36 protein-coding genes and 1 tRNA gene are annotated in these 24586 nt (G+C 67.5%); all 37 read left to right on the top strand.

Features of this window, described 5'->3' with window-relative positions; all coding sequences use genetic code 11:
• Positions 1–13: 13 nt before the first annotated feature.
• The 37 genes from AB0H43_RS02940 (at position 14) to AB0H43_RS03120 (ending at position 24484) form a co-directional block, all read left to right on the top strand.
• A complete protein-coding gene (locus AB0H43_RS02940) occupies positions 14–283 on the top strand; it encodes a hypothetical protein (RefSeq protein WP_359995425.1) in 270 nt (89 codons plus the stop codon).
• A gap of 362 nt (positions 284–645) precedes the next feature.
• Positions 646–858, top strand: a complete 213-nt coding sequence (locus tag AB0H43_RS02945; RefSeq protein ID WP_359995427.1) for a hypothetical protein — start codon at positions 646–648, stop codon at positions 856–858.
• Positions 859–1124: 266 nt separating this feature from the next.
• Positions 1125–1198, top strand: a tRNA-Met gene (locus AB0H43_RS02950).
• Positions 1199–1222: 24 nt separating this feature from the next.
• A complete protein-coding gene (locus AB0H43_RS02955; protein ID WP_359995430.1) occupies positions 1223–1495 on the top strand; it encodes an HNH endonuclease signature motif containing protein in 273 nt (90 codons plus the stop codon).
• 104 nt (positions 1496–1599) lie between these two features.
• Positions 1600–1857, top strand: a complete 258-nt coding sequence (locus AB0H43_RS02960; RefSeq protein WP_359995432.1) for a hypothetical protein — start codon at positions 1600–1602, stop codon at positions 1855–1857.
• A complete protein-coding gene (locus AB0H43_RS02965; protein WP_359995435.1) occupies positions 1811–3322 on the top strand; it encodes a hypothetical protein in 1512 nt (503 codons plus the stop codon). Before AB0H43_RS02960 ends, AB0H43_RS02965 begins: the two co-directional genes overlap by 47 nt.
• Before the next feature lie 2 nt (positions 3323–3324).
• On the top strand, positions 3325–4767 hold the full coding sequence (locus AB0H43_RS02970; protein ID WP_359995793.1) for a phage portal protein: 1443 nt from the start codon (positions 3325–3327) through the stop codon (positions 4765–4767).
• Positions 4751–5452 carry a hypothetical protein gene (locus AB0H43_RS02975; RefSeq protein ID WP_359995438.1) on the top strand — a complete coding sequence of 234 codons (702 nt, stop codon included), beginning with the start codon at positions 4751–4753 and terminating at the stop codon, positions 5450–5452. Before AB0H43_RS02970 ends, AB0H43_RS02975 begins: the two co-directional genes overlap by 17 nt.
• A gap of 83 nt (positions 5453–5535) precedes the next feature.
• Complete coding sequence (locus tag AB0H43_RS02980; protein WP_359995441.1) at positions 5536–6084, top strand: hypothetical protein; 549 nt, start codon at positions 5536–5538, stop codon at positions 6082–6084.
• A 46-nt stretch (positions 6085–6130) separates the two neighbouring features.
• On the top strand, positions 6131–7087 hold the full coding sequence (locus tag AB0H43_RS02985; RefSeq protein ID WP_359995444.1) for a DUF5309 family protein: 957 nt from the start codon (positions 6131–6133) through the stop codon (positions 7085–7087).
• A gap of 72 nt (positions 7088–7159) precedes the next feature.
• Positions 7160–7471 (top strand): hypothetical protein, encoded by a 312-nt coding sequence (locus AB0H43_RS02990; protein WP_359995447.1) that lies wholly within the window; start codon positions 7160–7162, stop codon positions 7469–7471.
• Between the two features lie 15 nt (positions 7472–7486).
• Positions 7487–7885 carry a hypothetical protein gene (locus tag AB0H43_RS02995; protein WP_359995449.1) on the top strand — a complete coding sequence of 133 codons (399 nt, stop codon included), beginning with the start codon at positions 7487–7489 and terminating at the stop codon, positions 7883–7885.
• Positions 7882–8235 (top strand): hypothetical protein, encoded by a 354-nt coding sequence (locus AB0H43_RS03000; protein WP_359995451.1) that lies wholly within the window; start codon positions 7882–7884, stop codon positions 8233–8235. Before AB0H43_RS02995 ends, AB0H43_RS03000 begins: the two co-directional genes overlap by 4 nt.
• Positions 8235–8627 (top strand): hypothetical protein, encoded by a 393-nt coding sequence (locus tag AB0H43_RS03005; protein WP_359995454.1) that lies wholly within the window; start codon positions 8235–8237, stop codon positions 8625–8627. The genes AB0H43_RS03000 and AB0H43_RS03005 overlap by 1 nt, the downstream gene beginning before the upstream one ends.
• Complete coding sequence (locus tag AB0H43_RS03010; protein ID WP_359995456.1) at positions 8624–9016, top strand: hypothetical protein; 393 nt, start codon at positions 8624–8626, stop codon at positions 9014–9016. The genes AB0H43_RS03005 and AB0H43_RS03010 overlap by 4 nt, the downstream gene beginning before the upstream one ends.
• A gap of 8 nt (positions 9017–9024) precedes the next feature.
• A complete protein-coding gene (locus tag AB0H43_RS03015; RefSeq protein ID WP_359995458.1) occupies positions 9025–9567 on the top strand; it encodes a hypothetical protein in 543 nt (180 codons plus the stop codon).
• Positions 9568–9665: 98 nt separating this feature from the next.
• Positions 9666–9956 carry a hypothetical protein gene (locus AB0H43_RS03020; RefSeq protein ID WP_359995461.1) on the top strand — a complete coding sequence of 97 codons (291 nt, stop codon included), beginning with the start codon at positions 9666–9668 and terminating at the stop codon, positions 9954–9956.
• A gap of 363 nt (positions 9957–10319) precedes the next feature.
• Positions 10320–12272 (top strand): hypothetical protein, encoded by a 1953-nt coding sequence (locus AB0H43_RS03025; protein ID WP_359995464.1) that lies wholly within the window; start codon positions 10320–10322, stop codon positions 12270–12272.
• Positions 12265–13146 (top strand): hypothetical protein, encoded by an 882-nt coding sequence (locus AB0H43_RS03030; RefSeq protein ID WP_359995467.1) that lies wholly within the window; start codon positions 12265–12267, stop codon positions 13144–13146. The genes AB0H43_RS03025 and AB0H43_RS03030 overlap by 8 nt, the downstream gene beginning before the upstream one ends.
• A 9-nt stretch (positions 13147–13155) precedes the next feature.
• Positions 13156–14121, top strand: coding sequence for a hypothetical protein (locus tag AB0H43_RS03035; RefSeq protein WP_359995469.1), 966 nt, complete (start codon positions 13156–13158; stop codon positions 14119–14121).
• Positions 14118–15512 carry a hypothetical protein gene (locus AB0H43_RS03040; RefSeq protein WP_359995472.1) on the top strand — a complete coding sequence of 465 codons (1395 nt, stop codon included), beginning with the start codon at positions 14118–14120 and terminating at the stop codon, positions 15510–15512. Before AB0H43_RS03035 ends, AB0H43_RS03040 begins: the two co-directional genes overlap by 4 nt.
• A gap of 3 nt (positions 15513–15515) precedes the next feature.
• Positions 15516–16814 (top strand): hypothetical protein, encoded by a 1299-nt coding sequence (locus AB0H43_RS03045; protein WP_359995475.1) that lies wholly within the window; start codon positions 15516–15518, stop codon positions 16812–16814.
• 62 nt (positions 16815–16876) lie between these two features.
• A complete protein-coding gene (locus tag AB0H43_RS03050; RefSeq protein ID WP_359995478.1) occupies positions 16877–17647 on the top strand; it encodes a peptidoglycan recognition family protein in 771 nt (256 codons plus the stop codon).
• A gap of 11 nt (positions 17648–17658) precedes the next feature.
• Entirely contained in the window at positions 17659–17904 is a 246-nt protein-coding gene (locus AB0H43_RS03055; protein ID WP_359995481.1) for a hypothetical protein, read from the top strand.
• A gap of 14 nt (positions 17905–17918) precedes the next feature.
• Entirely contained in the window at positions 17919–18224 is a 306-nt protein-coding gene (locus tag AB0H43_RS03060) for a hypothetical protein (protein WP_359995483.1), read from the top strand.
• Between the two features lie 240 nt (positions 18225–18464).
• Positions 18465–18644: a hypothetical protein gene (locus AB0H43_RS03065; protein WP_359995486.1), complete on the top strand. Its 180-nt coding sequence runs from the start codon at positions 18465–18467 to the stop codon at positions 18642–18644.
• A gap of 150 nt (positions 18645–18794) precedes the next feature.
• Positions 18795–19136 (top strand): hypothetical protein, encoded by a 342-nt coding sequence (locus AB0H43_RS03070; RefSeq protein WP_359995489.1) that lies wholly within the window; start codon positions 18795–18797, stop codon positions 19134–19136.
• The gene (locus AB0H43_RS03075) at positions 19133–19432 is read left to right on the top strand and encodes a hypothetical protein (protein WP_359995492.1); all 300 of its coding nucleotides are present in this window, start codon (positions 19133–19135) and stop codon (positions 19430–19432) included. The genes AB0H43_RS03070 and AB0H43_RS03075 overlap by 4 nt, the downstream gene beginning before the upstream one ends.
• A gap of 7 nt (positions 19433–19439) precedes the next feature.
• Positions 19440–19787 carry a hypothetical protein gene (locus tag AB0H43_RS03080; RefSeq protein ID WP_359995494.1) on the top strand — a complete coding sequence of 116 codons (348 nt, stop codon included), beginning with the start codon at positions 19440–19442 and terminating at the stop codon, positions 19785–19787.
• A complete protein-coding gene (locus AB0H43_RS03085; RefSeq protein ID WP_359995497.1) occupies positions 19777–20355 on the top strand; it encodes a hypothetical protein in 579 nt (192 codons plus the stop codon). Before AB0H43_RS03080 ends, AB0H43_RS03085 begins: the two co-directional genes overlap by 11 nt.
• Positions 20356–20500: 145 nt before the next feature.
• Entirely contained in the window at positions 20501–21088 is a 588-nt protein-coding gene (locus AB0H43_RS03090; protein WP_359995500.1) for a hypothetical protein, read from the top strand.
• A 240-nt stretch (positions 21089–21328) separates the two neighbouring features.
• A complete protein-coding gene (locus AB0H43_RS03095; RefSeq protein ID WP_359995503.1) occupies positions 21329–22150 on the top strand; it encodes a hypothetical protein in 822 nt (273 codons plus the stop codon).
• Positions 22147–22521: a hypothetical protein gene (locus AB0H43_RS03100; RefSeq protein ID WP_359995506.1), complete on the top strand. Its 375-nt coding sequence runs from the start codon at positions 22147–22149 to the stop codon at positions 22519–22521. The genes AB0H43_RS03095 and AB0H43_RS03100 overlap by 4 nt, the downstream gene beginning before the upstream one ends.
• Positions 22522–22828: 307 nt before the next feature.
• Positions 22829–23542, top strand: a complete 714-nt coding sequence (locus AB0H43_RS03105) for a hypothetical protein (protein WP_359995509.1) — start codon at positions 22829–22831, stop codon at positions 23540–23542.
• An 87-nt stretch (positions 23543–23629) separates the two neighbouring features.
• Positions 23630–23857 carry a hypothetical protein gene (locus AB0H43_RS03110; protein ID WP_359995512.1) on the top strand — a complete coding sequence of 76 codons (228 nt, stop codon included), beginning with the start codon at positions 23630–23632 and terminating at the stop codon, positions 23855–23857.
• Entirely contained in the window at positions 23854–24057 is a 204-nt protein-coding gene (locus AB0H43_RS03115; protein ID WP_359995515.1) for a hypothetical protein, read from the top strand. Before AB0H43_RS03110 ends, AB0H43_RS03115 begins: the two co-directional genes overlap by 4 nt.
• Positions 24041–24484: a hypothetical protein gene (locus AB0H43_RS03120; RefSeq protein ID WP_359995518.1), complete on the top strand. Its 444-nt coding sequence runs from the start codon at positions 24041–24043 to the stop codon at positions 24482–24484. The genes AB0H43_RS03115 and AB0H43_RS03120 overlap by 17 nt, the downstream gene beginning before the upstream one ends.
• Positions 24485–24586: the final 102 nt, after the last annotated feature.

Here is a 24586-nt window from a genome sequence, read left to right on the forward strand (position 1 = left end):
GGGAGCGCGTCGAGTGAGCCCATTGGACGACGCCGCCCGAGCCGTCGCTGAGCGACACGGCCTCGACCCGGCCGACTTCGTCCGCCGCGTGCGTGCCGCTGCTGACCGGCGACGCGCACGCGGTTCCCTTCCCTTCAAGACGTGCCCGGCCTGCTCGCGCGAGCTGCCCGCGCTGGCGTACGCCGAGGACACGAGCAAGGGCGACGGCCTGAAGGTCACGTGCCGAGAGTGCGATGCGGCCCGGACCGCTCGCCGTCGCGCGTCTCCCAGTGCTGGCGCATAGGCAGAGTATGAGGGCGGTTTAAACCCCCTCAGATCCAGCGCGAGAGCCCCACCGTTTCACGACCGCTGAGCCCGTAGGGAGCGGCTGACGGTGGGGCTTTTTGCTGCCCATCTTCCAACGCCCCCGGCGTGCGCTCTCGGACCCGTCTGCGGCCCGATCAGAGCGCCGTGGGGGCGTCTGTCGTTCGGGGGTGCATGTGGTACGCGAAAGCGCGCTTCAGCGCCTCAGATTGCTTCGTACGGCGGGCTATCGGTGCCAAGCGCCGGACGCCACGGGCCGCCCGTGCGGCAGGCCGGCGAAGACGGTCGACCTGAGCCGCGAGCTTGCCGTCTGTGGCGAGCACGCCTGACGAAGGAGCATGCATGGCACCCGAGGACATCGAGAGCCGATTCGACTTCCACCCGGCGAACACCGACGCGAAGCGCACCGCACACGAGAGCGTTCGCTCGGCCTGCCGGGCGCTGGCTGAGTACCTCAACTTCGCATTGCCCGAGGGGCGTGAGAAGGCGCTCGCTATCACGAAGCTCGAAGAGGCGATGTTCTGGGGAAACGCCGCACTCGCGCGGCAGTCCTGAGTTTGCTCGCCGCCGTCCTCCGGGACTGACGGCGCTTTGGGGCGGGTGGGTCTCGCCGCCGACGAAAGCCGCATGCGGACCGTCGGCGTACCCGAGTTCGACTCTCGGCCGCTCCACAACCTTCCCGGCGAACCTCTGGCCTAGCGCAGCCACGCGCGCACGGCCATGCCGTCGGGATAAGACCGTGGCCCGTGCGAGGTCTGATTGGCGGGGATATCTGGCCCGCCGAAATCGGGGCACCCGGGCGAGTGGCTTCGCCCGGTCGGCGCGGGGTAGCGCAGCTAGGTAGCGCAGCGGGCTCATAACCCGTAGGTCGCCGGTTCAAATCCGGTCCCCGCAACTACATGATCAGGGGGTGTGTTGCGTGACTACCCGGCACACAACAACCCGCAACCGGCACCGCGCAAAGCTCGCCCGGGGTAAGCCACCGTGCGGTATCTGCGGGGGAGCGATTGACTACAGCCTGCCGTACATGGACCCGGGCGAGTACGTCGTCGACCACATCATCCCGCTTAGCCGTGGTGGTGAGGACACGATCGAGAACAAGCAGCCTGCCCACCGTAGGTGCAACCGGACCAAGAGTGATCGCGTCGAGGACGTATCGATCATCCGTCGTTCAGGCAGCTTGAGGCGCTAGACATAGCCAGGGGGCTATCCCCTCCCCCGTCTGACCTGCGGCCCTTCTCCGGCATAGGCCGCTCTCTCCCCATGCTTTCTTTTCCACGGCCCCGAGGAGGTGCCATGTACCCCGACGAGGGCAAATCCGTTGCCGAGGCCGCCTCGCGCGGCACGGAACGAGAGCTACTCATTGCCATGCGCGCCCGCATCGCCGAGGCCGTCGAGAGTCCGACCACCCCCGCCCGCGACCTTGCCGCGCTGACCAAGCGCCTCATGGAGGTCGTCCGCGACATCAAGGCCATTGACGCCCGAGCGGCAGAGCAGGAGGCAGAGCGTGACAACGCGGCCTCTGACGAAGCGTTCGACCCGTCGGCTATCTGAGGTCGCGCGGCACGTCGTCCTCCCTACCGGCGTCGTCTCGACCGGTTGGCCGGCCGTCAAGGCGAAGTGCGCCGAGTTCGGCGACACCTTCGACGAGTGGCAGGAGGGCGCAGGCCGAGCGATTCTCGGTAAGCGCGCCGATGGCATGTATGCCGCGACCGTCGGCGGCGTGGTGCTCAGCATCCCGCGACAGGTCGCGAAGACCTTCCTTGTAGGGCGCATCATCTTCGCGCTCTGCGTGCTCTTCCCCGGCTTCAAGGTCGTATGGACGGCGCACCGCACGCGGACCTCGACGAACACCTTCAAGGCATTGCAAGGCTTCGCACGCCGGAAGGCGGTCGCCCCGTACGTCGAGCTGATCCGCACGGCGAACGGTGAGCAAGAGATCCTCTTCAAGAACGGCTCAGTGCTGATGTTCGGCGCTCGTGAGTCCGGCTTCGGCCGGGGCTTCGACGAGGTCGACGCCGAGGTGTTCGACGAGGCACAGATCCTCACTGAGAAGGCGCTCGAAGACATGGTTGCCGCGACGAATCAGTCGCGGCACCCGCACGGTGCGCTGCTGTTCTACATGGGCACGCCGCCGCGCCCGATCGACCCGGGCGAGGTCTTCACCAACAAGCGCAACAAGGCGCTTACCGGCGAGTCCTCGGACATGGTCTACATCGAGTGCAGCGCCGATCAGGACGCCGACCCGGACGACCGCGAGCAGTGGGCGAAGGCTAACCCGTCGTTCCCGCACCGTACGCCGCTTCAGTCGATGCTCCGCCTCCGGGAAAACCTCCCGTCTGATGAGAGCTGGCTCCGAGAGGCGCTCGGCGTCTGGGATGCCCACAAGGGCTCGGGCGTCATCCCCGGTCCGGCTTGGAAGGCACAGCGCGATCAACTCTCGCGCGCGGTCGACCGACTCGCCCTCGGCGTCGAGTGCGGCCCTGACTTGGCGTGGGCGTCTGTCGCCCTGGCCGGTCAGCGCTCGGACGGCAAATGGCACTTCGAGCTTGACGACGACCAGCACACACGCGGCCGTGGCGTTGCCTGGCTTGTGCCGAGCCTCGAAGACACGCTTCGCAAGAATCCGCAGATTCGCGCCGTGGTGGTCGACGTTGCCGGCCCGGTCGCCGCGCTGCTTGAGCAGTGGCAGCCCGGACGCTGGCGCTTCAAGCACAGCAGCATCGAGGTCACGCCCGTGAAGGTCGCCGAGCTGGGCACCGGTTGCACGCGTGTGCTCGACGGCATCGTGACCGGCTGGCTTCACCACATCGACCAACCGCAATTCACCGCCGCAGCACTCCCGGCCGGTAAGCGGCCTCTCGGCGATACGGGCATGTGGGTGTGGTCGCGCAAGACCGCCGAGTCCGACATCACGCCGATTCAGGCGGGAACCCTGGCGCTGATCGGCGCGCAGGCAACGAAGGTACGCAAGCCGATACGGGCGCGAGGAGGCGGAAGGGTGGTAGTCCTCCAATGACGATGACGTTGAGTCTCGACCTGACCATCCCCGGTCTCTCCGCGACCGACCAGGAGACGCTTAACCGGCTGTGGCGACAGCTCAACGCCAAGCAGGCGAGGAACCGAGTACGCCGCATCTACTACGACTCGAAGAACGCGCTCAAAGATCTGGGCATCGCGATTCCGCCGAGTCTGCGCAACCTTGACGCCGTACTCGGTTGGCCGGCGAAGGCTGTCGACAAGCTCGCCGAGCGCACGCACCTCGACGGCTTCGTGCTGCCCGGCAAGTCGACCGCTGATCTCGGCCTCGACGATCTGTGGATTGAGAACCGGCTCGACATCGAGGCCCCGCAGGCGCACATCAGCGGCCTACTGCACGCGTGCGCGTTCGTCGCTACGACGCTCGGCGACACGACGGCCGGAGAGCCGAAGGTGATCGTCACTGCGCACTCCGCCGAGCACGCTACCGGCCTATGGGACCCGCGCCGCCGTCGGCTGTCCGCCGCGCTCGTGGTCGTAGCGGTCGACAACGCGGGCAACGTGTCCGAGCTGGTCATGGCGCTTCCGGACAAGATCCTGAGCATGCGCCACGACGGCACCAAGTGGGACGTCCGAGCGGTGACACACAAGCTCGGCCGCGTGCCGGTAGAACCGCTCGTGTATCAGCCGCGCCTCGGTCGTCCGTTCGGCAAGTCGCGCCTCACGCGCCCCGTTCTGTACCTCGCCGATTCGGCGCTGCGTACGGTCGTCCGCTCCGAGGTCGGAGCTGAGTTCTTCAGCGCGCCACAGCGATACGCGATGGGCGCGGATGAGACGGCCTTCCAAGACGCCGACGGCAAGCCGCGCGGTCAGTGGGAAGCGGTCATCGGGCGCGTCTGGGCAATCGAGCGCGACGACGAGGGCGAAATCCCCGTGGTCGGGCAGTTCCCGCAGGTCTCGATGCAACCGCACAGCGAGCACCTCCGCATGTGGGCGATGCTCTACGCGGGTGAGACCTCGCTGCCCGTGTCGTCGCTCGGCATCATCCAAGACAACCCGTCCTCCGCCGAGGCGATTCACGCGAGCATGGAAGACCTCATCACCGAGGCCGAGGCCGCAATGACGACGTTCGGCGCGGGCTGGCGCATGACTGCGCTGACGGCGCTGCAACTCCGGGACGACCTCGAAGCGGTGCCGAAGGAGTGGAGCGGTCTCCGCGCGAAGTGGCGCAACCCGGCGACACCGTCGCAGGCACAGTCCGCCGATGCCGCCGCGAAGCTCGTCGGGGCCGGCATCCTGCCGCCCGACAGCGAAGTCACGTACGAGATGCTCGGCTTCGATCAGACGACCATCGCGCGCCTGATCGAGGACAAGCGCCGAGCGCAGGCGCAGGACCGGCTTACCGCGCTGGCGACCGCCGCGCAGTCCGCCCGGCAGAATCCGGCCGTCGCGCAGATGAGCGCTTCCCGTGGCAACGCCGAGTGAGGTTGCCGCCTACCGCCAATCGCAAGCCTCTGTCGTCGCTCTCGCGCACGCGGAGCTAGTCGATTGGTGGGCGGCGCTCGGTACCGGCGTCCTCGAAGTGATCGAGGCCGCGCTGAAGACGTTCCTGCCGGACCTCGTCGCAACCTACGGCGACATCGCGGCGACCGTCGCGGCCGACTGGTACGCCGACCTGCGCGAGCAGGCCGACGCGCCCGGCCTGTATCGAGCCACGCTCGGCGACGTCATCAAGGCAGAGCAGGCGCAAGCTACCGCCGCATGGGCGTGTAGCGCGGATTCCGACGCGGAGGCACTGAAGCGCCTGAGCGGCTCGGTTCAGCGCTTCGTGCAGTACGGAGGGCGCAGCACGTTGCGGCGCAACGTGCTCGACGACCCATCGCAGCCGCGTTACGCGCGCGTCCCCCGCGAGGGCGGTAGCTCGTGCGCGTGGTGCCGAGTGCTCGCCTCGCGTGGCGCGGTCTATCTCTCCGAGGAATCGGCCGGCGGCGCGGGCGGCGAATTCCATGACCACTGCGGATGTCAGCCGACTCCGGTATGGCCCGGCCAGCGCGAACCGTACGACGTCGGCGCGCTGTATCAGCAGTACCAGAACGCGGCAGCCGAGGCCGGTAGTGGCGACGTCCGCGACATCACCGCCGTGATGCGCGAGCAGCTCGGCATTCACTGACTTCCTGCCCTCGCGCAGGTAGATCCGCCTATTCACCTGGGAACGCCGCACGGCCGCCCCGCCCATCCCGCACGGGAGACCAGATGACACAGCCCATCCCGCCGACCGACCCCGCTGCTCCGCCTGCTCCCCCTGCACAGGGCGACCCGGCGACCGCGACGCCCCCGGCCGCCCCGCCGTCGGACCCAACCGACTGGAAGGCCGAGGCCCGCAAGTGGGAGGCCCGAGCGAAGGCGAACAACGCCGCCGCTGACGAGCTGACCGCGATCAAGGACGCGCAGAAGACCGAGGCGGAGAAGGTGGCCGAGCGACTCGCCGCCGCTGAGAAGACCGCCGCTGAGGCGACGGCCCGCGTGCTGCGTCTCAATGTGGCGCTCGAAAACAAGCTGACCAAGGAAGACGCGGCGCTACTCGACGCGATCACGGACGAGACCGCGATGCGCGCTCTCGCCGCGCGGCTCGCTCAGCAGGCGCAGACCACCGCGACGACCGTTGGCGCGCACGTGCCCAACCTCGGGCAGACCCCGGACACGCCAACCCTCGACGCGCAGATTGCCGACGCCGAGGCCAAGGGCGACACGCGCCGGGCGATTCAGCTCAAGACCCGAAAGCTCATGGAAGCCCACAAGTAAGGCAGGCCAACCCCTGCCGGGGCGAACCCTTCAAGGAGAAACGTAAATGGGTGCTGTTGCAGGGCAGGGGACGACCTACAACCTGCCGAACTACCACGGTGAGCTGTTCACCATCACCCCGACCGAGACGCCGTTTCTGAGCGCGATCGGCGGGATTCACGGTGCGGTGCCGACCAGTTCCGTCGAGTTCGAGTGGCAGACCGACGACCGGCGCGCGTCGACCGCGGGCAACGCGGTTGTCGAAGGTGCGGCGGCTCCGGCCGGCGTCGCCCGGTCGCGGTCGAACGTGTCCAACGTGGTCGAGATCCATCACTCGGCCGTCGAGGTGTCCTACACCAAGCAGGCCACCCCGCAGATGTACGCGGGCGCGAACTACGGCGCGGCCGACAACCCGATCACGGACGAGGCCGCGAATCAGGTCATGGCCGAGCTTGAGTCGATGGCGGTCGACGTCGAGCTGAGCTTCCTGACCGGCACCTACGTGAAGCCGGCGAACAACGCGACCGCCCGCAAGACCCGGGGCCTGCTCACCGCGATCACGACCAACGTCCTCGCCAACGGCGGGACCGGCCGGGCGCTGACCAAGGCCATCGTCGATTCGGCGCTGAAGACCGCCTTCACCAACGGCGCGAAGCTGCCGCAGGCGAGCACGGTCTTCATGGTCGGCCCGGATCAGAAGGTCAACCTGTCGAACGTCTACAGCGCGGCCACGCTGAACATGCCGACGCAGACCCGCAACGTCGGCGGCATCGCGGTCGACACTCTCGTGACCGACTTCGGCGTCTTCGGCGTGATGCTGAACCGGTGGATGCCTGCCGGTCAGATCGGCATCGTGGACCTGAGCGTCTGCCGCCCGCGGTTCCTGAACATCCCGGACAAGGGGATCTTCTTCGCGGAGCCGCTCGGCAAGGTGGGCGCGGCCGAGAAGTGGCAGATCTACGGCGAGATCGGGCTTGAGTACGGCCCGGAGACGTACCACGCGCTGATCAAGGATCTTCTCTGATCTAGATGCGCTAGTCGACAACCGCTAGGCGGCTAGCCTGGCTGGCCGCCTTTCACAAAGGAGACCCTCGCAATGACGACTTTTGAGCACCGGCGCTATCCGGCGCTGATCCTCCACGACGGCGAGCGCGAGTGGGCGCGGTTCGTCGAGGAGAAGCGGACCTTCGGCGAGCACGTCGTGCGCGTCGGCGTGCTGAAGACCAACGACGCGGACGTGATCGCGCGCCTCCGCGCCGCGACCGACCCGGACCTGAAGGAGATCGGCGGGCCGGTCGACGAGCCGGACGAGCCCGCCGACGACGAGCCGGAGGCCGAGGCCGCGCCCGTGGCCGAGCCGGAGGCCGAGGCGAAGCCCGCAGCGACCAAGACCCGCTCGCGCCGGTAACGGGGAGGGGCCGAGATGACGTGGGCAACCCCCACCGATGTGCGTGACCGCTGGCTCGGCCCCGGCCCGCTGAAGGCCACTGACCCGCAGCTCGTCACGCTGATCGCCGACGCCGAAGACGGCGTACTGCGCGAGTTCCCGACGATTCAGGCGCGCATCGACGCCGCGACGTTGCCGCTGGCGCGCGTCGTCAAGGTTGTCTCGCGGATGGTCATTCGCCACCTGCACAACCCGGACGGCGTGCGCTTCACGCAACAGGGCGCAGGCCCGTTCCAAGCGTCGCGGACCTTTGTAGGCGACGACCCCGGCGCGTTGGAGCTATCCGACGCGGACCGCGCCGAGCTGGCTCCGGCACAGCGGCGCGCGTTCAGCATCGACACGATGCCCGTCGACCCAACCGAGGTGACGGCGTGACGCTTCCGGCCGGAGAGACCGTCATCCGCTGGCGCGCGGGCACCATTGCCGACGAGTACGGCAACCGCGTCCGTAGCTGGGACGCCGCAACCTCGACACCGATCGACGGATGCGGCGTTGCGCAAGGGTCGCTCGGCCGGACTGACGAGGTACGCGCGGCCGACAGCGAAGGTGAGCCGTCCGACCTCACGGTCTACATCACCGACCCTGAAGCTGATGTGCTGGCAACGGACCGCCTCGAAGTCCGAGGCCGCGTCTACGCGATCGAGGGCGAGCCGGCCGCATGGGCAAACCCCATGACGGGAACCGCGTTCGGCCTGGTGGTCCGCCTGCTGAGGGTGCCCGGCTGATGGCGCGCATACGAATCCGTCTCGACCACAAGGGCATGGCGGAGATGCTGAAGTCGGCCGGTATCCGCGCGGCCGTCGAGGTGAAGGCCGCTGAGGTTCACCTGATCGCCATGCGCCACGACGCGATCATCCGTAACGGTATGACGGTCGAGCGCCGGTCATACACCACCGACCGCGCCGCCGTGGCCGTGACCATCACGCACCCGGGCGGACGGAACGTCGAGAACAAGCACGGCGTACTAGCCACAGCCGCACGACGGGCGGGGCTCGAAGTCACCGACCGACGCGAGCGGATCGCGCGGGAGGTCGACCGGGCCAACCGGAGGCACCGCGCGCGGACCCGCAAGGCCGCACGTATGCAACGGCGCTTCGAGAAGGCGGGGCTGCTGTGACTACGTTCCCTGACGCACGCCTCGCGGCGCTGACCGTCCTGCGCGACCTCGCGCCGACGGAGGCGACCTACGGCACGAAGGACTACGACGACATCCCCGAGGCCGAGCGCCCCGAGCTGCCGTACGTGGCCGTACGAGTCGACCTCACGACCGTGCGCTATCCCATCACCGCGCAGGCCGCGCTTCGCATCCTCGTCTGGGACGTCAGCGAGTACGCGGCCGAACAACGCGCGTGGCGGCTTCACGCGGTGCTGCTCGATTACCGAGGCGGCCCCGACATGGGCAAGCCCTCACCTGAGCTAGGCCCGCAGGCGGACACCGACGACGAGACGGGCCGCCCCTTCGCCGTCTTCACAGTCTCGGCGCGTCTGCGCCCGCAATCCACTTAGGAGTACACATGTCGGGAGACCCGACCAAGGTCGATTTCTGGAGTGGCGCTGACGTCTACATTGCGCCGCTCGGCAGCACCGTTCCGACCGACCTCGAAACCGACTGGGCCGCCGCGTGGAAGCCGGCCGGTCTGCTCGACGGTGACGAGGGTTTCACCTGGGAGCGCGAGGTTGACACCGCGGACTTCTTCGCTTGGGGTGGCATCCACGTCAAGACCACCAAGAGCAAGCACAAGCGCACGGTCACCGTCGTGATGCTCGAAGACAATGACGTGACCTTCGACGTGATCAACCCGGGCTCGACCCGCACAACCGCGCTGGGCGTCACGACTTCCGTAGTCAAGGTGCCGGAGTCGAAAGAGTTCATGATCGGCTTCGAGATGAACGAGGGTGACCTTCGTAAGCGGCGTTGGGTGAAGCGCGCCGCCGTTCAGTCGGTCGCGGAGATCAAGGAATCCGAGAGCAACCCGACCGTTTACACGCCCACCATCGTCCTCTACCCGGAGGCCGACAAGACGCTCTTCACCGAGCTTGCCGGCGTGATCGCGTAACACCCAGCAGCACCAACCAGCCCCGAGGACGTCCCGCGCAGAGGCGACCTCGGGGCTTTCTTCTGCGCCGTCTGCGCCTGACTCCGATAGGAGCCCCAATGTCCAACACCCGCAGGCCGACCGGCACCGCAGCGACCGCCGCGAAGGCCGAGGCGCTGAACGCCGAAGTGACCTTCGAGTTCGACGGCGAGACGTACACCATCGAGCCCGCCGACTCGTGGGACCTCGAAGCGCTCGAAGAGTACGAGGCGAACCGCATCGCCGGGTGCGTGCGCCTGGTCCTTGGCGAGGCGCAGTGGCGGAAGTTCCGCAGCAAGCGCCGGACCATCGGAGACCTGAACGCCATGTTCGAGGCGGCGCAGAACGCGGCCGGTATCGAGGGAAACTGACGCAGCTCGTTCGCCTGATCGCCGAGCACAGTGATGCCGTCGAGGCTGACCTTCAGCGCTACTACGGCATCCCGCTCGGCGACCTGTGGACGGGCGCGCTTTCTCTTCGCCGCCTCTCTGTACTCCTCACGCAGTTGCCCGCTGGCTCGGCAACGTGGGCAGTAGAGCGCGAAGTGCCACTAGGCACAACCCCCGCCGACGTCATCTTGGCCGACATCTACCACGCCTTGACTGGCGAATACCACCCGAGCCGGCCGACTCGAAAGGCAGAGGAGAGCGCCGCTAAGGCGCGCCACGAAACCACCGTAGAGCGCCTCCGCGCACAGCGCGAGCGAATCATGCGCGCCCGAGGGGAGGAACCCAATGGGGACGCCTAACGCAGCCTTCGCAACGCTGCAAATCATCCCGAGTGCAAAGGGCTTCGAGAAGCACCTTCGCCGCGAGGTCAATGCGCCGCTGACTGACGCGGGCCGTGACATCGAGCGCAATCTTGCGGGGCGTATCGGCAACGGTGGCCGTGACGGTGGACGCCGCCTCGGCGAGCACGTCCGGAAGGCAGTCGACAAGGCGGGCGACGACAGCGGCAAGTCCTTTGCCCGGCGCTTTGCCGAGCGGAGCGGACGACTGATCTTCACTGCCGTTACTGGCACCTTCAAGAGCGCCTTTAAGGCAGTGCAGTCCATCGCCGAGGCGCTCATGCCGGCCGTCTTCGAGTCCGTCTCGAAGGGCGCGGCAAGTGCCGTGACTAACGCGGTGACCACGATCGGCACGGCGGCGTCAACCGGTACCGCAATGACCGCAGCGACGGGCGGTATCAACCTCCTCATCGCTGCCCTGCTCGCACTGGCGGGCGCGGCGGCCGTGGTGGCTACCGGCTTCGTGGCCCTCGCGCCCATCGTGCTGGTCACGGGCGGCGCGTTCGGCGCGATGTTCACCGTTGCGACGGGCGGCGCGGCAGCGTTCGGCGTGCTGGCGCTGGCGACGCACGGGCTCGGCGACGCCTTCTCCGAACTGTCCAAGGACGGCAAGGTCTCAAACGAGACCCTTAAGAAGCTCGCTCCGTCGGCCCGCGCCTTCGTTCAGGAAGTCGCCAAGCTCCGTAAGCCATTCGGCGCGCTGGCGAAGTACGTTCAGGGCCGTGTCTTCGACAAGATCGCGAAGCCGTTCCGCGACCTCGCGAAGCGCTGGCTGCCCGTCCTTGAGCCCATGCTCGGCAAGCTCGCCGGTCGGTTCAACGCCTTCCTTAAGACGGTCATCACAGGCCTCGGCAAGTCCGACTTCATCGCGAACATTCGCCTTGCGGTCGGCGCGTTCGGCGACTTTATCGAGCGCATCCGCCTCGCGACCGGCCCGCTTATCGACGCGTTCGGCCGACTCGCCCGTGCGAGCGTGCCCTTCCTCGGGACGCTGGGCGACAAGATCGGCGGTCTGATCGAGAAGTTCTCGGCGTGGATTGCGCAGGCCGACAAGTCCGGCAAGCTCTCGACCTTTATGAAGGACGCCGCTAAGGCGCTGTCCGACATCTGGAATATCGGCGGGCTCGTCATCGGTATCGGCGGCGAGCTGATCGATATCTTCTTCCCCAGCTCGAAGAAGGCGAGCGACTCATTCCTAGGCGGCGTGCGCGACACGCTTCAGCGCATTAAGGACTGGCTCGCCGACCCCGAGAACAAAAAGAAGATCCAGGAATTCATGGACAAGCTCGGCGACCTGACTAAGAAGGCTACGACCGAGTGGATTCCGAAGGTTGTCGATTTCTTCGAGAAGGTCGACCACTGGGTATCCAAGTTCGAGGGTTGGGCCGCGAAGGTCGAGAGCTTCAAAAACCGCGTGACGGCTGTCTTCAAGGCACTGCCCGGCGCGATGGTCTCGGCGCTCGGTGACACCGGTCGTCTGCTCTTTGGCGCGGGTGCGAACGTCGTTTCCGGCTTCATCGAAGGCATCAAGAGCAAGGCCGGCGACATCATCGCGGCAGTCAAGAAGTACATCACTGACAAGCTGCCGTGGTACGTCAGGGACGCGCTCGGCATTCACTCGCCCTCGCGGGTGTTCATGGGCATCGGCGAGCAGGTCGCGGCCGGTATGGCGCTCGGCATCAAGCGGGGCGCGGGCAAGGTCACGAAGGCGCTCGACGCGCTGACTGCCGTGCCTGACGTCAGCGTCGGCGCGGACGTCTCGGCGACCGGTCGAGGCAGGGGAGCGGCTCCGCTAATCGGTTCGCTGACCCTGACCAACGACGGCCGCAGTCTCCGCGACCAGCTCGAAGAGGTCACATGGACCATGCGCCGTGCGGCACGGGGAGGCGTCTATGCGTGATGGTGAGTTCACGCTGTCGTACGGCAGCACCGTTTACACATTCGGCCCGGCTGATCTTCCGGCAATCATCGCGTCCGCCCCGGACCTGGGCAGCGCGGGAGTCCGAACGGACGACGTCGACCGGCCTCGCGCTGACGGCGTCGCCTTCGGGCAGGACTACCGGACCGGCCTCACGCTGACGTTTGACCTGCTCGTGGTCGGCGCGGACGAGGCCGAGACGTGGGAGAACCTCGCCACGCTCGCTACCGCGTGGCGGGCCGACTCTGTCCGGTCAGACCCCGGCGAGGTTGCCGAGCTGACCTATCGCCTTGCCGGTCGGGAGCGCACGGTCTATGGCCGCCCGCGCCGGTTCGCTCACAACGACGAGCTTGTGCACGAAGGCGTCATCTCGGTCCTTGCCGACCTCTCGACGGTTGATGACCAGTACTACGCGTCGACCGCGCAGAGCCGGACGGTCAGCATTGCGCCGCCCGCAGGCGGGGGCCTCCTCGCCCCGCTCAGCGCGCCGCTCACGACGACCGCAACGTCTGATCGGTCGGTGGTGATCGCGGTCGGTGGCGCGCTTCCTGCGTGGCCGGTCATCACGATTGAGGGTCCGATCACAAACCCCGTCGTCGATGTCGTCGGGCTGTGGCGCATGGAGCTGACGGCCACGCTCGCGGTCGACGAGGCCGTGACCATCGATACCCGCCCGTGGCGGCGCTCGGTGCTCCGCAACGTCGGCGGAAGTCTCGCGGGCAAGTTCACGCGCGCCTCCGCCCGCCTCTCATCCGCCGCGCTGCCGCCCGGCTCACACGAGATCGCCCTACGTGGCACCGACGGGACCGGCACGGCCGCGCTCACCGTCGAGTGGCGCGACACCTACTCCGTCTAAGGGGAAATCATGGCTTGGGATTCCGTCCCGTGGTTCGTCGGGGGCGGCGCGCAGCACTCTCCGGAGGTCGCGCGCCTGCTCGCGTACTCCGCTATGCGAGGCAATGAGGGCATCGTCGGATCGGGCGACCTCGCGGTAAAGGCGCTCGCCGTACCTGGCGCGTCTGTGCGCGTCCTGCCCGGCGCGTGCTCGATCATCAACCGCGCCTCGGGCGGTAACTATCAGGTCTACGCGGGCCGGCTCATCTCTGAGGACACCGTCCCCATCGCGGCGACCGGCTCGGGCTCTGGCCGTTCCGACCTCGTCGTGGCTCGCGTCGAGGACCCGTGGCTAGCGGGTGAGCCGTGGCCGGACCCGGTCGACCCGACCGTTGGCCCGTACATCTTCACGCGTGTCATCTCTGGCGTCCCGTCGACCACGAAGACCGTGACGGAGCTAGGGCTCGGCTATTCGGCGATTCCGCTCGCCCGTATCGACATCCCGGCGAGCACTGGCACCATCACGGCCGGGATGATCGTCGACCTCCGCAAGGTCGCTAACCCCCGGCGCGAGCGGTCAGTATTCACCGTCAACCCCGGCGCGACCAACACCCTCACGTCGACCGCGTTCACCGCCTGGCCGTCGGCCGCGTCCTGGTCGGTCGCAGTGCCGAGCTGGGCGACGAAGGCGATTGTGCGCGCCTCGATTGGCGGCGTGAACATGGCGGTTGGGATCGCTCATGGCGAGATCCGCGTCTCGCTGGGCACCGTCACCACGCAGGGCACAGGCTATGACGAGACCGTGCCTACCGGCGCAGTTCTTGACCGGAAGTTCTGGCGTTGCGCTGACACCGTCACCATCCCGTCAGCGATGCAAGGCACCACGCAGACGCTGCGAATCGAGGGCTACCGAGCGTCCGGCGCGACCGCGAGCGTGGCGGCCGACACCGCGTCGTCCTGTGAGATTGACATCGAGTTTATCGAGGTCGCCGCGTGACGACATGGCACTACCTCGCACAGCGCGCCACCACGGGGGAGTGGCTTCACCGCGACCTACCGCTTCAGCGCGACGAGCTGACGTGGTCGCTGTCCGGCCCGGGTGCCCTACGGGGAACGCTGACGCCGGACGTCGGCGGGCTCATCGCTGACGACGGCCTTCCGCTCATCGACGAGTGGGGGACGCTCATCTACGCCGAGGCTGACGGCGAGATCCGCTGGGGCGGCATCGTCGTGCGGACAGAGTCGACCGGCAGCGCATGGGCGATCGAGGCGACGGGCTTCGCGTCCTACCCGCACGGTATCCCGTACCTCGGCGAGTACGTTCGTATCGGCATCGATCCGACGGACGCCGTCCGCGAGATCTGGGCGCATGTGCAGGCGCAGCCTGACGGCGACCTCGGCGTGGTCGTCGACTCGACCACTACGCCCGTGCGCATCGGCACTGCGGCGTATCAGGAGGTCGAGCTTTACGCCGACTATTGGGTGCCGAAGAGCACCGTGCCGGCCTCGCAGCTCGACCCGAAGGCACAGGCGAAGCTGAAGGCCGAGATCACCAGCTCGCAGACCTCGATTCAGCTCGCGTCGCTGGGCGGTTTCGACAAGCTCACGCCGCCGTACACCGCAACCATCGGTAGCGAGACGATCTACGTCACGGACCGCTCGGGCACCACGCTTACCGGCGTCACGCGCGGCTACGGGACTAGCTCGCCGTCAGCGCACAACTCGGGCACGCTCGTTACGCACGAGGGCACGCCCGAGCGGACGCACGACGCCGAGCCGTATTCGCTCGTCTGGTGGGAAGCCCCGGACTGTGGTTCGGAGCTGGACACGCTCTCGCAGGTCGGCCTTTTCGACTACGCCGAAGAGCACACCTGGGATGGCGAGGACGTCGCGCACCGCATCCGTATCGGCTACCCGCGTCTCGGCCGCCGTCGCGACGATCTCGCCTTCATCCAAGGTGACAACGTCGTGAGCGTGGTCATGCCCGCGCGCGACGGCGCGGACCTGGCCAACGAGGTGATCGGCCTCGGCGCGGGGGAGGGTCGGAAGACCGTTCAGCGGCGCATCCCCGTGCGTGACGGTCGCCTCCGGCGCACAGCGGTCTACTCCGACAAGAGCGTGACGGGCGCGGCCCGCATGGACACGCTGTGTCGTTTGGAACTGGCGACCCGGCAGCACGTGATCGAGGTGACCTCGGTCGAAGTGATCCAGCATCCCAACGCGCTGATCGGCTCGTGGCAGCTCGGCGACGACGTCTTGATTCAGGCGACCGTCGCGGGGCTGGGCGATATCGCCATCTGGCACCGCATCACCGGGTGGTCGCTGCTCAGCGAGGACCGTGCGGCCCTCAGCCTGCGTCGCTCCGACGCCTTCACCTACGGGGGTTAGACCGTGAACGCAGCCGAACAGCTCGCGCGCAAGCTCTCCGAGTATGAGCGCCGTCTTCGTGGCGTCGAGCGCGGGTCGCAGCTCAGCCGGTCCTCGATCGAGGCCGGCACACTCGCCATCAACGACGAATCCGGTTCGCCAGTTCTGAGTGTCGGCCTTCAGCCTGACGGCGGTTACGCGGTTGTCGGCACCAACGGCGGTCAGGTGGTCGCGACCGACCTCGATCTCCCGGACGGAAGCATTACCGAGACGTTGATCTCGGACGACGCGATCTCGACGCCGAAGTTGCGCGCGAACGCGGTGACCACTGACAAGGTCGCGGCCGGCGCGATCGAGGCGCTTCAGATCGCCGCGAACGCCATCACGGCGGGGAAGATCGCTGCGAACGCGGTCACCGCTGGCACGATCGCGGCGAACGCCGTTACGGCGGGAACGATCGCGGCCAACGCGGTGACGGCCTCCGCCATCGCCGCTGACGCCATAACGGGAAAGACGATCACGGGCGGCCTCTTCCAGACCGCCGCGTCGGGCAACCGCATCTCGATCGGTAACTCGGTCATCAACGGGACCGCCCCGGCGATCCGATGGAACAGCAGCGTTGCGGGTAGCTGGGGCGTAGTCACGGATGCGGCGATCTACGGGCAGTCCGACGACAGCACCTATGGCCGGTACATCGGGCTCAAGTCGGGGCACGCCGACCCGCCGAACACCGCAGGCACGTACCTATACCTAACCGAGGAGCACGCACTCCGCGCGGTCGTTCAGCACTACACGACTCCGCTCGCAGGCCGGTACCTGCACACGCTCGACATCGACATTGCGGGCCTGAAGTTTCAGTACTCCAACCCCGGGACCGGCGCGACGTCGAGCTTCGCGGTCGGCAGCGCGGGCATCACTTCCAACGGTGTAGCGGCGCGGATGCTGGTCGCGTCCGATGTGGTCAACAGCACGGGTGGACTCGACCCACTGACTACGACACAGACCGACATCCCCGGCTGTACTGCCTCGATCACCACCACGCGCGCCAATGCGAAGGTCGCGATCCGAGGCAGCTTCGACATGAACATGAAGGCCACCAACGGCGCTATCGCGCTCGGCGTATGCATGATCGACGGCGTTGCGCAGGCCCGTACCGCTACCTACGCCGGGGCGACGAACGGCGCTCGGGCGACGGTTACCGGAGTCTGGCGGGCGACGATCGCGGCCCCGGGGACGTACACCATCAAGCTCCGGGCAAGCGCCACGGACAACACGTCAACGCGGTGCCTGTTTGCATCGATGGATTACGACGTCTTCGAATAACCCGCCCGCCTTGTCTGCGCCTCGGCACTTGCCGGGGCGCTTCTGTTTGCCATGGAGGCAGCATGCAAGCCGAGTATCCCGATATCCGATGGGACGGCCCGCCCGGCGCGTACAACTCGACGTCGTACCCGAAGCGGTACGTCGCGATCCACAACACGTCGAACGACGCTAGCGACACGGCCGAGGCGAACTACGCCGAGACCCGGCCGGACCACATCTCGTCGCACTACTACGTGGACGTCGACTCGATCACTCAGTCACTCCGCACTGAGTACGGCGCGAACCACGCGGGCAGCACGACCGGCAACCGCCACGCCATCGCGTACGAGATCACGGGCACCAACGGCAAGAGCCGCGCGTGGTGGCTCGCCAACGTCGCGTGGGCAGTCCTGGCGCGCCAGATCGCCCGCGACTGCCGCAAGTGGGGAATCCCCGCGCGGCTGCTCACGGTGGCTCAGATGCGCGACGGCAAGACCAAGGGCATCGTCACGCACGACCTCATGCGGCAGGCATGGGGCGGCACCACGCACACCGACCCCGGACCGGGGTTCCCAATCGATCACCTGCTCGCCCTGGTGCGGGCTGAACTGGAGGACGACATGCAGGCAGACGAGCGGCAGTGGCTCCGTGACATCCACTACGCGCTGTTCACGGCGGACGCGGCGAACCGGCCGGCCGGCTCGGTTACGGGCAAGATCGAGGGTATCCGGGCGACGGCGCTCAAGCTCGCCAGCGCGCCGACCCCCGCGCCGTCCGAGCCGACCGTCACCGTCACGGACGAGCAGCTTGAGCGCGTGCTCCGGCGCGTGCTCGGCATGGCTCCGGCCGCGTGACGTAGGCCCGAATGGTCAGCAACGACGAGGCTACGGCCGTCATCCTCGCTCGGCTTGAAGGCAAGCTCGATGCTGCGATCTTGCAGCACGCCGTGATGCTGAGCGAGCACGGCCGTCGTCTCGACGACATCGAGCCGCGCCTTCGGGCGCAGGAACAACGCTCGGTCGTCACCCCGGCCGCTATGTGGATCGCCCTCGGCGTACTGGCGGCAATCGTGGCGGCCGTCGTCCCGTTCCTTGACCGTCTCTACTCCTGAAAGGACACCCGCCCTTGACCAAGTCCCCGATCAGCCGCGCCGCCATCGTCGCGGGCGTGAGCGTCATCGTCTGGGCGCTCGCCCGCTTCGGCGTGGCGGTCCCGCCCGAGATCGCAGACAACCTCACTGAGGTACTCGCCGTCGCCGCGCCACTCGTCTATGCCTTCTGGGAGTCCCGCCACCAGAAGGCCGCCCGCGCGAAGGCGGACACGCCCGTGACCGAGGCGGCCCCCCGCCCGGCCGACGAGGCGGACACCCCTGCCGACCAGGCCGAAGGCGTCGAGGCGTCCGCCCGTGGCGGCTCCGCCCCGCCCGCCTGACCTCCGTCCGTACCGCCCGCCACACCGCCACGCGCCCCGCCTTGTGCCCTCGCCGGCCGATGGCGGGGCTTTTGGCGTTTCCGGGGCGGAATGGTGGCGAACGCCTGGCGTGCCGTGGCGGGGCCGCCATCCCTCCGCCCGGCGTCGTGGCGGGAGTCAGGCGGGAGCGTGGCGGAGCGACTTGCGCAAGGCGACTAGCGCACCTATGCTGAGCGTGTAAACGACAGACAGGAGAGACCAATGACCGCCGCTGACCTTCACGCCAACGGGATTCACACCCAGTGCAAGACCAAGCGGACGAAGACGGGGGATGGCTCGCACCGCGATTGCCCGCGCGCCGGGAAGGTCGAGCGCTACCACGGCCACGACTTCGACGGTCCGCTCTGGGCCGCGTGCGGTTGCGAGGAGTTCGCCGACTGACGCTCGATCCATCAACCCCCGGCATCGCGCCGGGGGTTTTTCGCGTCTGGGCTGAACACCCCCGCCCACCGTGGCGCATAGGCACTGCGACCAACTCACCTATCGGGAGGCTGTCCAGTGACCCCGTTAACCCTGAAGATCGGCCAGCGCGTGAAGCTCATCCCCGCGCTCGGCGGTGGTACCGCCACGCTGAAGGCCCCGTTCATCGACGCCTACGGGCTGTGGCAAGTCACGCTGTCGGACGGCGCGGAAGTCATCCTCAGCAACCACGGCATGCGCCCGTTCGCACCGGAGTGGCGACCGGGTGACGTGGTGGTCGTCCGTTACCACCCGTCATCCCGTCCGTACACCTACGTCCGTGCGGAGGACAACTGGCCGACTTCGCGTGTGCCGAAGACCGACGCGCAGGTTGACGCGCTCTACGCAGCGGGCAAGGTAACCCCGGTCCTTCAGGCCGGCGGCGAGCCGTTCGATTCGCGGCGGCTCGGGTGATCGATTTCCGCAGCACAGTCCGCATGGCGCTCGGTCTCGAAGAGGGCTACATCCTCGATTGGCGGCGTCTCGGGTGCCAGTACGTCAATCACCGCGTCGCTGACCTGTTGCCGTGCCCGGCCCGCGAGGCGCGCTGGCAATGCGAGGTGATCGGCCCGCACACACGCCATCGCTGGTCAAACCACCTGATCGTGCACGAGCGGCTCGGCAACGGCTACCGCTGCTCGGCGATCGGCGATGGCGATTGGTTTTTCAAGCCGGACGCGCCCCGGCCGACGCCCCTGCACATGGTCTGAGGTGAATATGAGCGACCTTCCCGATGACGCGGAGATCTTCGTACGCGTCAAAGACCTGCGGGGCCTCTTCGATCGACTCGTCGACTCAATGGACTTCGGCTCGGGCTTCCTCGACATCGAGGACGTCGAGACGTTACGGCGTGTCGCCGTGGTCCTAGGCGTCGACCCAATGGCCGCAACGCCGAGTGAGTTCGCGGCGGGGTACAGGCACGAGTTCCGGGCGCAAGACCTGATCAGCGAGGAGCGCTACACGCGTTTCTGGGACCCGGCGCGGCTAGCGGCTGAGAACACCCGTCGTGCAGGGACGTGCCGCACCTGCTCGCGCGGAAAGGATGCGGACTGCCATGGGGACTAAGCTCATCGGCCTCATCGGCCGCAAGCGCGTCGGCAAGGACACCGTCGCGGCCCGGCTCGTCGAGGCGCACGGCTTCACGCGGTACGCCTTCGCGGACAACGTCCGGGCCGCCGCGCTCGCACTAGACCCGATCGTCGGCGAGAGCGAGGACTATGACGCCGATGTCGGCATGTGGACCTATCCGGGGCTACGGCTGTCCGAGCTGGTCGAGGTCGACGGTTGGGAACTGGCGAAGGCACACCCCGAAGTCCGCCGCGTCCTTCAGCACTTCGGCTCGGAGGTCATCCGAAAGCTCGACGAGGAGTTTTGGGTGCGCCCGGTCGTTGCTGCGATCGAGCAGAGCGGCACGCCCGCTGTGGTGACGGATGTCCGATTCCCGAATGAAGCGGCAGCTATCGAGCGCCTCGGCGGCCGTCTCGTCCGCGTCACCCGCCCGGGGCTAGATGAATCGGACAATCACGTCAGCGAGACCGCACTGCTCGGCTATCCGGTATGGTCCGCTATCATCAATTCATCGACAGTGGACGTCTTACACAAAGACGTCGATAAACTCTCTGAGCTGCTGTAACGAAGATCACTAGCCCCCGTGACCTGGCATTCCCAGATCGCGGGGGCTCTTTGTGTTTGGTCCGATCATGTGGTCTCATAGGGTCGACATCCGCTTACCGACTTGCGCATTAAGCCTGATCAGTATCTCCGACGGAAGGCGACCTATGCCCAGCACGACGAAGGCCAGCCTCAGTAAGGAGCTGGTCGCGACCCTGCGCAGGCTAAGGAACGCGGCGACTGATGCCCAGCGAACGGACCTCCTTAAGGAAACAGCCCGGCTGACGGTCGACCTGCGAGAGTTCTTCCTGACCGACTCGGGCGAGCCGGACTGGGCTGCACGTACATGGGCTTATCGCGATTACCTGCGCGAGCGTTACATCGAGGCCGGCTATCCAATCGACGAGGCTAAGACGACGCAGGCTGCAGTGAGGTATCACGTGTCGGGGTACATCCGCACCAAACTGGCGTCTGACCAGGTAGCGGATCTCGGCCTGGCCTCTGGCACCTTCAATGACCGCAAGCGCGAGGTACGCACCGCGCAGAGCGAGCTACTCAAGGTGGCCCTCACACCGCCTGAGCATGCCAGCGCGGCGGACGAGAGCCGTGCCATTGCTGGCGCGCTGCTTGTCCTTGAGCGTGTCAACCCTGCGAACTTTGCCGACCTTTCGACGCGACAGCGTGCCAACGTCCGCGTCGTGCTCGACAAGATCCGCGACCGCGCGGGCGAGCTACGGGACGGCCTGGGGGAGTAGCGCGGGGCCGGGCGCGGGTGATGACAGAAGTGACGTATTTTCTGTCATTCCTTATCCAGCCTTAAGAGTCTCCTCCTCCTCCTCTTATATCTCGATAGAGAGTGACGCCTTCTACGTCATTTCTGTCACTGCCGTAGCGCCCTCGCCTCGTCGCGCCGGGCGCTAGCTGCGTGAACAGCTAACCCCCTCCTGGCGCATAGGCCGGACGTACTGACGTGCGTCCGAAGGGGGCCTTGCGCCTTGACCACACCGAAGATCAGCACCATCAGTAGGGGCGGCTCGCGCTTCTACGTCCATCCCGGCGACGGGGCCGTGAAGTCTCCCGGCGTTACCTCGATCATCGACATGCTTCCGAAGGGCTTCCTCGGCCCGTGGAACGCGAAGGTTGTCGCCGAGCACGCCGTGAACAACCTCGGCGAGATCGTCGGCCTGACCCTACGCAACGGCCCGGCCGGCGCGGTCGACTTCCTGAAGGGCGCGCCGCGCCGCGACACCGCGCAGGCGGCCGACATCGGCTCGCAGGCGCACGACCTCTTCGAGCGGATGGCGCTAGGTGAGACCATCACCCGCGTTCACCCGGACCTGAAGGGGTTTGTCGACGCCTTCGGCCAGTTCCTCAAGGAGTTCTCGCCCGAGTTCATCCACATGGAAGAGACCGTATGGTCCGAGACTCACGACTACGCGGGCTCGTTCGACGCCTTCGCGATCATCGACGGTCAGCGGGTGTGGATCGACTACAAGACCACCCGCTCGGGCATCCATGAGGAGGTCGGGCTTCAGCTCGCCGCGTACCGGCACGCCGAGTACATCATCCGGCCGGACGGCTCGCGCGTACCGATGCCCGGCGCTGAGGGCGGCGCGGTGCTGTGGATTCCCAACGGGCACCCCGAAGACTGGCAGCTCGTTCCGATTCGCTGTGACGAGGAGACCTTCAGCTACTTCCTTCACCTGCGCGAGATCTTCCGCTACGAGAAGGAATTCAAGCCCTCGATCATCGGGAAGCCGCTGAACAAGCAAGCCTCCGCCCCGAAGGTCCGCCCGACCATTCGGCGGGCCGCATGATCGAACGTGCACCTCGCGATGACGTGATGTGGCTCGCCGGTCTCCTCGAAGGTGAGGGCACCTTCGACCTTCACCGAGGCCGCTATCCGCGCGTGCGCGTCGAGATGGTCGACCGGGACGTGATCGGGCGCGCGGCGACGCTGCTCGGCACGTCCGTCCGCGTGACGCTCAAGCGCAAGCCGTTCAAATCGACCTGGCACGCCGAGGTCTCGGGTACCCGCGCCGAGGCCGTCATGCGCGCACTCCTGCCACACATGGGCGCTCGCCGATCGGCGCGCATCGCCGAGGTTCTCGGCCACGCCCCGAACACCGACAAGTCCGCCCCGGCGATCTCCCGGCCGCCCGGCCTGCCGATGGGAGCGCCAACGTGATCCGCATCCCTGCACACTGGGTGTTTCGCTGGCTGAGTCGCCCGCGTCCTGCGTCGGCGTACTTCCGGACGACCTCCGTTCGCGGCGCGCACGCGGCGACCTTCCGTCGTGTCCTCCGCGTCGGTCCGTGGGGGCTTTACGCCGTGCGCTACCGACCGGGTCCGCCGCCCCGACGCGGCTGAACACCTTCCGCCCTCCTGGCGCATAGGCACCTTGACCCCACCATGCGGGACCGCGCTTTCAACGCCGCGCGGTTTAAACGACGCGGCTTAGCAGCGCGCCCGCGACTCTCGAAGGAGATCGCTCTTTGTCTTCCGCACTTCGCATCTTCGAGACGGACCCCGAGGCCGCGCCGAAGCCCCGCTTCGCTGACGACCTGGTCGGCCGGTTCCGCTCGGGCTACCAGATCAACAACCGTCCGGCCACGCTCGAAGCGTGGCGGATCACGACCGGCGACCCGGACGTGGCGCACATCGTCAACACCCGATTCGGAGGCAAGGGCGCGCAGGAGTGGGAGACGCAGGGTGAGGACAAGCTCGAAGTCTTCACCACCGCGCCGAAGATCAAGGTGATCCTCGACGGCCCCTCGGCGATCCGTCAGGAAATGGTCCTCTGGGGCCGGGCCGGCGCGATCCGCAAGTGCGACGGCGTTGAGCAGACCCTCGACGAGGCGGCCGGTCAGCCGTGCGCGTGCCCGTCGACCTTCGCCGAGCGCAAGGACGCGGCGAAGAAGGGTACCGGCTGCCAGCCCTCGATCACGGTCTACTTCCGGTTGGCCGATGACCCCGAGCTGGGCCGCTTCAAGTTCGCGTCCGGCTCGTGGTCGCTCGTGAAGGATCTCGTCGGCGTGATGGCGAAGCTCGACCAGTACGACGGCCCGGTCACCGCGTGGTTGAAGCTGGAGCGGGTCGAGCCGAAGAGCCCGACCGGCCGAAGCTTCGTGAAGCCGGTCATCGAAATCGTCGGCCGCTACACCGAGGCCGTCAGCGCTCGCTTCGAGAACGACGAGCCTCCCTTCTGATCAAGTCGCGCTAGTCGCCTAGCTCACCTCCGGCCCCGGTTCCCGCGTAGTCCGCAGGGGCCGGGGCCTTCGACGTTTGGAGATCGAATGAGCCACCGTAAGCGCGCCTACGTCGGACCGAACGCGCCGATGTACCGGGCCGCGTCGTACGCCGAAGACGACGGCCATCTTGTCCGCACGACCGGGCCGTATTCCACACAGGGTGCGGCCACGCGTTCCCGCGGTCGCATTGCCGGGCGCAACGTCGTCGTGCGTGTCGAGACGTGCTCGCCGGAGTGGTCAGCCGTTCCCGGCACGGAGGTCGGGGCCGCATGAACCGACTTCCTCGCATCCTCTGGCGCGTCGCCGCGACCGGAGGTCAGCGCCACTACTGGGAGCCCGCGAGCAGGACCTACACCCGCGAGGACTACGCCCGCGACAAGGCCGAGTCCTACCGCAGGCAGGGCGCGACCGAGGTTCGCGTCTACCGCGCTGAGGTCACCTGGGAGGACGTCACCGATGTCAAATCCCAATAAAGCCAAGGGGACCGACTGGGAACGCCGCCTGACGCGCGCCTTCTGCGCCCTCGGCTTGCTGGCTACCCGCCCGCATAACGAGGGCTGGCAGGACTCCGGTGACATCCACGGCCTCTCTCCCTTCGTCGGACAGGCGAAGAACTGGAAGAGCTGGGAGGACGCCATCCGTGAGGGCCTCGACGGCGCGGAGCGGCAGAAGGCGCACGCGGGCGAGCCGTTCGGAGTGGCGTTCGTGAAGCGCGCTCGGCGCGTGCTCGGCGACGGGTACGCCGTGATGACGGTCGCGACGTTCGGCCGCATGCTCGTCCGTCTGCGCCGCGCTGAAGAGCTGCTCGCGCGCGATGCCCCCGGGGCGTACCGGTACCACATGGGGGAGTGCCTCCGCGACCACGCGAAGCCCTTCCCGCGCGGCGATGCGCCGGCCTGACCACTTCCAAGAGCCCGCCCCGGTCCGCACCGAGGCGGGCTCTTTCTGCCTGAACTTCCCGCCCGTGCTGGCGCATAGGCGATGCGATCGCATTCCAGAAAG

It is taken from the genome of Hamadaea sp. NPDC050747, from assembly GCF_040654195.1.
In the GTDB taxonomy this organism is placed as follows: Bacteria; Actinomycetota; Actinomycetes; order Mycobacteriales; family Micromonosporaceae; genus Hamadaea.

Bases quoted from the DNA above. Each gene is read 5' to 3' on its own strand.
- AB0H43_RS02980 (WP_359995441.1), top strand. From the start codon at position 5,536: ATGACACAGCCCATCCCGCCGACCGACCCCGCTGCTCCGCCTGCTCCC.
- AB0H43_RS03065 (WP_359995486.1), top strand. From the start codon at position 18,465: ATGACCGCCGCTGACCTTCACGCCAACGGGATTCACACCCAGTGCAAG.
- AB0H43_RS03120 (WP_359995518.1), top strand. From the start codon at position 24,041: ATGTCAAATCCCAATAAAGCCAAGGGGACCGACTGGGAACGCCGCCTG.
- AB0H43_RS03035 (WP_359995469.1), top strand. From the start codon at position 13,156: ATGGCTTGGGATTCCGTCCCGTGGTTCGTCGGGGGCGGCGCGCAGCAC.
- AB0H43_RS03110 (WP_359995512.1), top strand. From the start codon at position 23,630: ATGAGCCACCGTAAGCGCGCCTACGTCGGACCGAACGCGCCGATGTAC.
- AB0H43_RS03085 (WP_359995497.1), top strand. From the start codon at position 19,777: ATGGGGACTAAGCTCATCGGCCTCATCGGCCGCAAGCGCGTCGGCAAG.
- AB0H43_RS02995 (WP_359995449.1), top strand. From the start codon at position 7,487: ATGACGTGGGCAACCCCCACCGATGTGCGTGACCGCTGGCTCGGCCCC.
- AB0H43_RS03015 (WP_359995458.1), top strand. From the start codon at position 9,025: ATGTCGGGAGACCCGACCAAGGTCGATTTCTGGAGTGGCGCTGACGTC.
- AB0H43_RS02985 (WP_359995444.1), top strand. From the start codon at position 6,131: ATGGGTGCTGTTGCAGGGCAGGGGACGACCTACAACCTGCCGAACTAC.
- AB0H43_RS02945 (WP_359995427.1), top strand. From the start codon at position 646: ATGGCACCCGAGGACATCGAGAGCCGATTCGACTTCCACCCGGCGAAC.
- AB0H43_RS03050 (WP_359995478.1), top strand. From the start codon at position 16,877: ATGCAAGCCGAGTATCCCGATATCCGATGGGACGGCCCGCCCGGCGCG.
- AB0H43_RS03055 (WP_359995481.1), top strand. From the start codon at position 17,659: ATGGTCAGCAACGACGAGGCTACGGCCGTCATCCTCGCTCGGCTTGAA.
- AB0H43_RS03020 (WP_359995461.1), top strand. From the start codon at position 9,666: ATGTCCAACACCCGCAGGCCGACCGGCACCGCAGCGACCGCCGCGAAG.
- AB0H43_RS03025 (WP_359995464.1), top strand. From the start codon at position 10,320: ATGGGGACGCCTAACGCAGCCTTCGCAACGCTGCAAATCATCCCGAGT.
- AB0H43_RS03100 (WP_359995506.1), top strand. From the start codon at position 22,147: ATGATCGAACGTGCACCTCGCGATGACGTGATGTGGCTCGCCGGTCTC.
- AB0H43_RS03080 (WP_359995494.1), top strand. From the start codon at position 19,440: ATGAGCGACCTTCCCGATGACGCGGAGATCTTCGTACGCGTCAAAGAC.
- AB0H43_RS03005 (WP_359995454.1), top strand. From the start codon at position 8,235: ATGGCGCGCATACGAATCCGTCTCGACCACAAGGGCATGGCGGAGATG.
- AB0H43_RS03115 (WP_359995515.1), top strand. From the start codon at position 23,854: ATGAACCGACTTCCTCGCATCCTCTGGCGCGTCGCCGCGACCGGAGGT.
- AB0H43_RS03090 (WP_359995500.1), top strand. From the start codon at position 20,501: ATGCCCAGCACGACGAAGGCCAGCCTCAGTAAGGAGCTGGTCGCGACC.
- AB0H43_RS02960 (WP_359995432.1), top strand. From the start codon at position 1,600: ATGTACCCCGACGAGGGCAAATCCGTTGCCGAGGCCGCCTCGCGCGGC.
- AB0H43_RS02990 (WP_359995447.1), top strand. From the start codon at position 7,160: ATGACGACTTTTGAGCACCGGCGCTATCCGGCGCTGATCCTCCACGAC.
- AB0H43_RS02970 (WP_359995793.1), top strand. From the start codon at position 3,325: ATGACGTTGAGTCTCGACCTGACCATCCCCGGTCTCTCCGCGACCGAC.
- AB0H43_RS03030 (WP_359995467.1), top strand. From the start codon at position 12,265: ATGCGTGATGGTGAGTTCACGCTGTCGTACGGCAGCACCGTTTACACA.